Genomic DNA, 6,519 nt, shown 5'->3' with positions numbered 1-6,519 from the left:
TATGACAAGTCGATCGAGCATGGGCTGCGGGCGGTTCGCCTCAGCCCGCTCGATCCGATGAACTATCACCCGTATTTGGGAATGGGCTTTGCCTACCTGTTCAGCGGGAAGAGTGAGGAAGCGGTTGCTGCCGCTAACCTCGCGGTCCAGTCGAACCCGTCCTTTATGGTGTCCCGTGCGCTCCTCGTTGCGAGTTATGTCCAAGTTGGAAGGTTGGACGCGGCCAGGGCGGCGGCGCAAAGGCTTCTCGAAGCCGCCCCCAGCATCACGGTCACCATGATGGAGCAGATGGAGTTTACCGCGCCTGAGAGAGTGGCGGAGTTCGCGGCAGCGCTGCGTCAGGCCGGCCTGCCGGACTGAAGTCATGCGGAGCCGTCGCTCCGGCGATAGGGGCGCATGTCGGGATCGGAACCGGCACGTGAGCGCTATTCCGGCAACCCGGCCTTCCGGTAGCCGTCGACGAAGTGCTCGCGGATGGCCTCGTCCCGGAACGGCTGCGTCGCGGCCCAGTAGCCGATCGTGAAATGCGGGTTGCTCACCATGAACAATTCCGCCTCCTGGCGGGCTTCCTCGGTCCGCCCAAGTTGGGCGAGGCTCGCTGCCAGGATACGCCGCGACCCGGTCCGGTAGGTGGAGGGCTGGCGCAGGGTCTCGACCGCCGCCTCATGCCAGCGGGCAGCATACTGCGCATAGCCCAGTTCCCAGTGATACCAGCCCGGAGGGTGCGGGTTCAGGCGTAGGGCACGCTGCACCTTCAGGATCCCGTCCTCCGGTCGGCCATGGAACGTCGCCATCTCACCCTGCATCGCCCAACCGTCCGCCTGGTTGGCATCGAGCTTGAACGCCGCCTCGAACGCCGCGTCCGATTCAGGCCAGCGCCGCTCGAAGGCGAGGACTTGCCCGAGGACCCAGCGGCAGCCGGCATCGTTCGGATCGAGCGCGACAGCTCGCTCTGCCAAGGCCACGGACCGGGATCGGTTCGGTTCCATCGGCTCGCCCCAGTGCGCCCAGCCAGTCCAGAGGTTAAAAGCCAACCAGCGATGCGCCTCCGCGTAGTTGGGATCGAGAGCAATGGCGCGCTGGAGCAGGAGGCTGGCCTCGCGGGCCACCTCGGGCGTCTTGCCGATCAGCGCCCGCCCGCGCACGCACAGGTCATAGGCTTCCATGCTGGTCGGTCTGTTCCGCGTCGGGACTGGCGTCAGCCGGCCGACCAGCGCCTCCACGATCCGGCCGGTGACCTCGTCCTGGACGGCGAACATATCCTCCAGGTGGCGGTCGAACCGCTCGGCCCAGAGGTGATCACCCTCCGCCGCGTCGATGAGCTGGACATTGATCCGCACCCGTCCGGCAGCCCGGCGCGTGCTGCCTTCCACGAGGTAACGAACGCCGAGTTCGCGGGCGACCTGCCGAACGTCGACGGAGCGGCCCTTGTAGGCAAAGGTCGAGTGGCGGGCGATGACGAACAACCCGGCCCGTCGCGAAAGATCGGTGATCAGGTCCTCGGTCAGTCCGTCGGCAAATGTCTCCTGTTCCGGGTCCTGGCTCATGTTGGTGAACGGCAGGACGGCAATGGAGGTCCGGGCAGGTTGAGGTTGGGGCGTCCTTAGGGCGGGCGCATCGGGGACCATGCGGTAGGCCCTGACCAGTCGCGTGATGTTCTTCAGGCGCTGCTCGCCTGCGAACTCGAAGGCGCAGTTCAGCTTGCCTTGCAGGTGATCATGGGTGGTGCCCGAGATCATCACACCGCCCGGCGGGCAGAGTTGCTCAAGCCGGGCCGCCACGTTGACCCCGTCGCCGAGGAGGTCATGGCCCTCGACGACGACATCGCCCAGGTTGATGCCGATCCGCAGGATGATCCGGCGCTCCGGCGCGACCTGCTCCTGGCTCTCGGCCATCCGTCGTTGGATGGCCGCAGCGCAGGTGACGGCGCTGACGACGGAGCCGAACTCCGCGATCAGGCCGTCACCCATCAGCTTGACCAGACGGCCTCGGTGTTCGGCAAAGAGGGGGTCCAGTACGCCCTGCCTCAGGCTCCTCAGAGCCGCAAGCGTCCCGGCCTCGTCAGTCTCGACGAGGTGCGAGTAGCCGACCACATCGGCTGCCATGATAGCTGCCAGTCGGCGCTCCGCTTGAGACGGCGTCATCAACTCCTCCACGACGTCAACCCTCCAGCTCGTCAGCCCGAAGGATCAAGGAACAATAGCTCAGCAGCACCTCTGCGGCGACGTCAAATGGGATTTGCCTGTTGGCACCAAATGTCAGAAGCGGGTCAAAGTGTAACGTTGGGCGGACTAAATGAAGGTCCGCTCGTCGGGTCTTTGCAGGAATTCGACGTACTTCCGGAGCGTGCCATAACAAGACGTTCCAGTTCATCAAGTTCGCGGAAGGTCATTTGTGGAACGTAGGGACGGAAGTTAGCACAAATAGAGATCGTGCTTGAGCTTCACCTTGGCCAGCGCCTCAAACGTATTTTCAAAAGACAGTGAGTGGAATACTGTTCAGGGCAGTGAGAAGGGAGGTGGTTCGCGGCTGATCCGGAGCCAAGTCAAGGGCCCTACATGGCCCCACAGCAATAAAGACCAGTGTCTCTCAGCGTGACTTTCCACTTTGCCTGCGACGTTCAATGCGCCGCAAAGGGAGGTAACGACCATGGCCTACAGCACTGCCAGATTGGAAAAGTATCTCGACTACGTCGACCGGCTCCTCGACGTCTACAGGCTCGGGATTAGGGAAGCTCCGAACGGAGATCATTATCTCACGTTCAAGGTCACCACCACGAACACTCGTCAGGAACATCTTGAGAATAAGATCATCACCCACATCAATAACGCGGTGGACCCAGATGCATACGGCGTAGACACCGGACCCACAGGGGGCAAAAGGACCTCCACCTATACGGTGATCCTGGACGAGTCCAACCACGATATCGACCTGATCAGTGGGCGCTACCGCGACTACCACAATGATGTGGCGGGGATCTCCCGCAACGATGCAAAATACGCCACGCAGCCGGGCTATCCGACCCCATACCTCATTGATGGCGTGCCCTTTAAAATCTACCCCCCTCATTCGACCGTCCTTGGCCAATCCATCGGAGACTGGGCGGAGGAGTGGTGGACCTGGGCTCTGCAGGCCCCAGCCAATCCGGATACGTTCGAGGGCAATCCGCTGACTGACACGACCGGCGAGTTCGCGCATGTGAACAACGACGGCCCCGTGTTCTTCGTCGCGGGCGCCTTTCCTCCGTTCGGTCCGGCGACGGTTGAGAGGAGTTTCGCTGTTGAGGAGGGGACGCCGCTCCTCGTCCCAGTGGTGAACAACCTCTGGCTTGCAACCGGAGGCGATACGGAGGCCGACGCCAACGCGGCACTTGATGCTTGGAAGGCTTCGGTCGACAGCTTTTTCTTTGAAATCGATGGCAAGCCCGTAGAGAACGTCTCAGCCCACCTCGAAGAGACGGACTTCTTCTCCCCGGGATCCGCTACGCCCGGCAGTCTGCTTGCGGCTCTCGTCCCAGAGCCAGATCCGAATGAAGACTTTGCTCCCAGTCGAGATGCCGGCTACTGGCTGATGATCGACGACCTCCCGCAAGGCAAGCATACGCTGCATTTCGGCGGCACGGCTGGAGGGAACACGATCAACGTGACCGACCACATCTACATCACCTAAGCAGAAGTGAGCACTTCTTAGATCAGGCCATGCCGTACTCGACATGGCCTGCGGCAGGCAACAGGTGACGAGATTCTGACACGACATAAACGGTATTGATCCCTATCTGCTGTTCCTCGGCCCAGTACCGGGCTTCGTCAGCGCCGGGTCAACCCAGGAAATCTGCTACCCGTCAGGAACGTCCGGTGTTCCTGCTCAAAGCTGAAATTTGGTCTACTTCCGAGATGTGCCAGCAACCGACCTTTCGAAGTACAAGAAATGCGGAAGTTCCATCATGCGGCCTTCCAGCGTCCCAGTTCCAGACCCCGGCGGGGTCAGCAACGATCGGGAGAAGGCAGCCATGACATCCCACGCCTCTGACTTGCCTCATGCTGCGTGTTGCCTGGAGGACGAGCCGAGCGGGACGGCAATTGCGCAGCAGACACCTTCCCGCTCGAACCGCAGGTCAAGCTGGCCAGCCAGTTCCCGTGTGATCGTCTGTCGAAGCAGGCGCGAGCCAAAGCCCGGGTTCGGTCGGACTTCAAGGGTGGGACCACCCAGCTCGCACCAGTCGATGGCCAGGTTTGCTTCGTCCCCGTGCTCGTCAACCGTCCACTCCACCGTCACTCGGCCGGATGGAGAGGACAAGGCACCGTACTTGACGGCATTGGTGGTGAGTTCGTGAAATGCCATGCCCAGCACCACCGCTACCCGAGCAGGAAGGTCGATCTCCGGCCCATCAATTCTGATGCGGGATGAGGGTGTCGTGTAGGGACCGAGCTCCGTTTCCAGGATCGTCCTGAGGGAGGCGCCCTCCCAGTGTGTCTCATTGAGCAGGTTGTGCGTGCGCGAGAGTGCCAGCAGCCGCTCCTGGAACCTCTCTTGCGCAACCTGCGGCGGCACGCCGGGGCGAGCGGCCTGCCACGCCAACGACTGCACCGTGGCGAGCGTGTTCTTCACCCGATGGTTCAACTCATCAATCAGCAGCTTCTGGCGCCGATCCGCCTGCTGGCGTTCGGTGATGTCCTCGACCACCCGCACCGCGTAAAGGAAGGTGCAATCCGCGTCCCGCACCGCCGTGCTGGTCACGCGGGCCCAGCCGCTGCTGCCATCCTTGCGCCGGAACTTGCTGTCCGTGGTGTAGGTGGCAAGCTCGCCTGCGACCTGTCGCGCGAACAGGTCGAGGTCAGGCCCGAGGAGCTCGGGATCGGTCACATGGCCGAAATGCTGTCCCATCAGCTCCTCACGGGTGTGGCCGGTGAGCTTGCAGCGAGCCATGTTGAGCGAAATGAAGCGCCCTTCGCGATCAACTTCGGCAATCCCGACGGCGGCATTGTTCTGGGTCGCCCACAGGCGGGCCTCGCTTGCCGTCAGGGCATTCTCGCGCTGGCGCAGCTCCGTCGAAGCCGACGCCAGTGTGCCGCCGACCTGATCAACCTCCACTAGTCCGGTCGGTGGCGGCGCTACAGGCTCGCTGCGGCCGAGTCGCTGAGCCTGATGGACCAGACTTTGGACTGGAACAGCGATGCGCCGCCCGAAGGCACGAGCCAGAAGCAGAGACAGCAGAACCAAAACCGCCCCAAGTCCGAGCAAGGTCCACAGGGAGCGGCGCAGCGGCGCCTGAACGATCTCAGCCGGCACACCGACGAACGTCATCCAGCCCGACACGCCAGAGCGGGCATAGGCCCCAACCACCTCCGTCCCTTCCAGATTGTACCCCTCCCAGATGCCATCGGCCTCGCGGGCAGTTCTCCGGAACTCGTCAGGCGCGGGCGTGCCCACAAACGCCTCATGCCGACGGGAACGGGCAACGACGCGGTCGGCCCGGTCAATTATGGTGGCAACCCACGAGGCAGAGAGGTTCTGGGCCAGCAGGATCTCGGCAATGCGGCGCGGCTCGACGGCCATCGACAGCACGTGCGTGACGGCATCGTCCTTGAGGACCGGAATTCGGATGCTGATGATCGGACGTCCTGCGGTGGCTCCGGTGAAGAGGTCCTGGACCACAGGTTGCTTGGTGGTAATCACCTGCTGGTCGATGGGCAGGTTAGCCCCCTTCGGCAAGGGTGAGCCCCGCGGTAGGCGGGTGTTGGCCACCTGCTGGCCTGTCACGTCACGCACCACAATGGCGTAGTCGTTCGGCTTGTGCTGCGCCCAGGACTGCAGAGTCAACTCAGCTTGCCGCTGAAAGGCTTCGAAGTCGCCCTCCAGCAGGGACGAGGAGGTGGCGAGCGCCTGCGCGGCCGACTGGATGCCCACGAGCTCGCGATCGACCGCTGCCATGATGCGCTGAGCGGTGCCGAGCGCCTCCTCCTCATAGTGGTGGCGTTCCGCGCTGGCGTAGCGCCACAGCAGAATGGCCGCGAAGATAAGGCCCGGCAGCACGAGGGCTGCGCCGAAGGCCACCAGGCACTGACGGATTGTGTAACGTCGGAACGACATCATGTGAGCTACATACCGCAGGCCTTCTACAAGTCGAGGGATTGTGCCCGACGGGTAAGTCTACGGTGAGCAGCCTCAAAACAGTAAGGAGGCCAGATGATCTCCATTGATCGCGTGCGCGGTGCGAAATGTCGTTTGGTCCGGTTTGGGTCAGGCACGGTAGTTCCCTTGCCTTCAGGAACGTCTGGTTTTCCGCCCGATGCGGACAATCGGCTTACTTTAGCTCCATGACATGACCGGATCTCCCGGTGCGCCGAGGCAATTCGTAAATAAGGGCCTCGCTGACCTTCCGGCAGCCGCCTGATCGGTTCCGGTTGATAGACGGTAATACCGGCGGTCAGATCACCTTCTCTGGCGTGAAATCCTCATCTGTGAGCCGTCGTCGTTCGCCCGGTAGCAGGAGGCCATGCCGTTCAAGATAGGTGGCCT

The 6,519-nt window shown here is 62.7% G+C and carries 4 protein-coding genes; 2 read left to right on the top strand and 2 right to left on the bottom strand.

What is annotated here, in order from left to right:
* Window positions 1-360: tetratricopeptide repeat protein (locus DRB19_RS28335; RefSeq protein WP_477454865.1), on the top strand; the 360-nt coding region annotated here is incomplete at its 5' end.
* A gap of 65 nt (window positions 361-425) precedes the next feature.
* Here DRB19_RS28335 and DRB19_RS28330 read toward each other — a convergent pair.
* A complete protein-coding gene (locus DRB19_RS28330) occupies window positions 426-2,144 on the bottom strand; it encodes an adenylate/guanylate cyclase domain-containing protein (RefSeq protein WP_114189308.1) in 1,719 nt (572 codons plus the stop codon).
* 505 nt (window positions 2,145-2,649) lie between these two features.
* Here DRB19_RS28330 and DRB19_RS28325 point away from each other — a divergent pair.
* Complete coding sequence (locus DRB19_RS28325; protein ID WP_114189307.1) at window positions 2,650-3,669, top strand: hypothetical protein; 1,020 nt, start codon at window positions 2,650-2,652, stop codon at window positions 3,667-3,669.
* 366 nt (window positions 3,670-4,035) lie between these two features.
* Here DRB19_RS28325 and DRB19_RS28320 read toward each other — a convergent pair whose 3' ends face one another.
* On the bottom strand, window positions 4,036-6,093 hold the full coding sequence (locus tag DRB19_RS28320; RefSeq protein WP_114189306.1) for a sensor histidine kinase: 2,058 nt from the start codon (window positions 6,091-6,093) through the stop codon (window positions 4,036-4,038).
* Window positions 6,094-6,519: the final 426 nt, after the last annotated feature.

This window comes from Microvirga aerophila (genome assembly GCF_003332305.1).
Classification (GTDB): Bacteria; Pseudomonadota; Alphaproteobacteria; order Rhizobiales; family Beijerinckiaceae; genus Microvirga; species Microvirga aerophila.
The sequence above is the reverse complement of the archived record's forward strand: the minus strand, read 5'-3'. Positions and strand labels throughout refer to the sequence as shown.